Source organism: Micromonospora zhanjiangensis (genome assembly GCF_042650605.1).
GTDB lineage: Bacteria > Actinomycetota > Actinomycetes > Mycobacteriales > Micromonosporaceae > Micromonospora_J > Micromonospora_J zhanjiangensis.
In genome coordinates this window covers 1-1,586 of record NZ_JBHSBN010000094.1, presented here as the reverse complement: position 1 = coordinate 1,586, position 1,586 = coordinate 1, and the positions used below count along the sequence as shown (strand labels likewise).

At 67.2% G+C, this 1,586-nt stretch carries 1 protein-coding gene; it reads right to left on the bottom strand.

Going from position 1 to position 1,586, the window contains the following annotated elements:
* Positions 1-86: 86 nt before the first annotated feature.
* On the bottom strand, positions 87-1,457 hold the full coding sequence (locus tag ACFOX0_RS34065; RefSeq protein ID WP_377553788.1) for an IS110 family transposase: 1,371 nt from the start codon (positions 1,455-1,457) through the stop codon (positions 87-89).
* Positions 1,458-1,586 lie beyond the last annotated feature (129 nt).

Below are 1,586 nucleotides of genomic sequence, written 5' to 3'. Positions count from 1 at the left end.
CCTAACTCGAAAATCGACCGTGACTTGACGTGCGGTAGCGTCCCGCGTCGCGAAGCGGCGCGGGATGGGTGTTGTTGGGTGGTGCGTTAGGCGGCGAGGTCGAGGGTGACGCGGTAGCCGAGGGCTTCGAGTTGGTGGATGTGGTTGCGTTTGCGGCGTTCGGTGTCGGTGCGGCTGAGGTAGAAGTCGGCGCCGAGGTCACGGAAGCCGGCTGCGGGGTCGGACAGTAGGTGCCAGATGATGGTCAGGACCGAGCGGCCGACCGCGACGATGGCGCGTTTGGCGCCGCGTCTTCGGGCGATGCGTCGGTAGCGTTCGCCGAGGAACGTGCTGGTGCGGGCGGCGGAGACCGCGATCTGTCCGAGGACGCGGGCGAGGTAGCGGTTGCCGTGTCCGGTTGATCCGGTGCCTTTGCGGCGGCCGGCTGATTCCTTGACGCCGGGCGCGAACTTGGCCCAGCCGGCGAGGTGGGCCGGGGTCGGGAAGCGGGTCATGTCCACGCCGATCTCGGCGATGATCGCGGCAGCGGCGGCTGGGCCGACTCCGGGAATCTCAAGCAGCCGGGCCGCCGCCGGGGCGAAAGGGGCCAGGTGCGCCTCGATCCGGGCGTCGACCTCGCGGATGTCGGCCTCGACCTGCTCGACCCGGGCGATCATCTTGCCCAGCAGGAACGCGTGATGATCGGTGAAGTGACCGGTGAGAGCTTCCTGCAGGGCGGGGATCTTGCGGCGCAGGCTGGAGCGGGCCAACTCGGCCAGGGTATCTGGGTCACGCTGACCGGCGATCAACGCCGCCATCATGGCCCGCCCCGACGTGCCGAACAGGTCGCTGACCACGACCGACAGTTTGATCTGCGCGTCCTCCAGCAGCTTCTCCGCCCGGTTGCGTTCCGCCCCGGCCTCAGCGATCAGATCAACCCGGTAACGGGTCAGGTCCCGCAGCATCCGGATCGGCGCCGGTGGCACGAAACTCGGCCGGATCATCTGCCGTTCGGCGACCTTGCACAACCACACCGCGTCCAGCTTGTCGGTCTTCGGTCGACCCGGTAAATGCTTGACGTCGCGGGCATTGACCAGCCACACCTCGAAACCGTGCGCCTCCAGCAGGTAGAACACCGGCTTCCAGTAGTCACTGGTGGCTTCCATCACCACCCGGGTCACCCCCAAGCCGGCCAACCGCTCGGCCAACCCGATCAGCGACCGGGTCATCGTCGGATAGGTCCGCACCTCCTGCAACCGCCGTCCGGGCCTCGCCTCGTCCGGCACCCGCGCGCAGCACACCAACGACGCCTTACCGATATCCAACCCCGCCACACGCGTGATGATCTGCTCTTCGTCCTGGGCCTGTTCCAACAACCGAAACCTCCCCACCAGCGCGAACATCAAGGCGGTCGCCCGCGGCAGCCACAGAACGGGTGAATCTAACTCGCGTGCTCGCAGCAACAGTGAAGGGCCCATAACGCGGCTACCAGCGTCCGACTAACCCACGACCTCACACGGACCAAGGAGCGACGACGTCAGCGAGCGACCGACACGATTTTCAGCCCGGAACGGGCCACCTCGCCAGAGGCGACGAGGACTAACCCC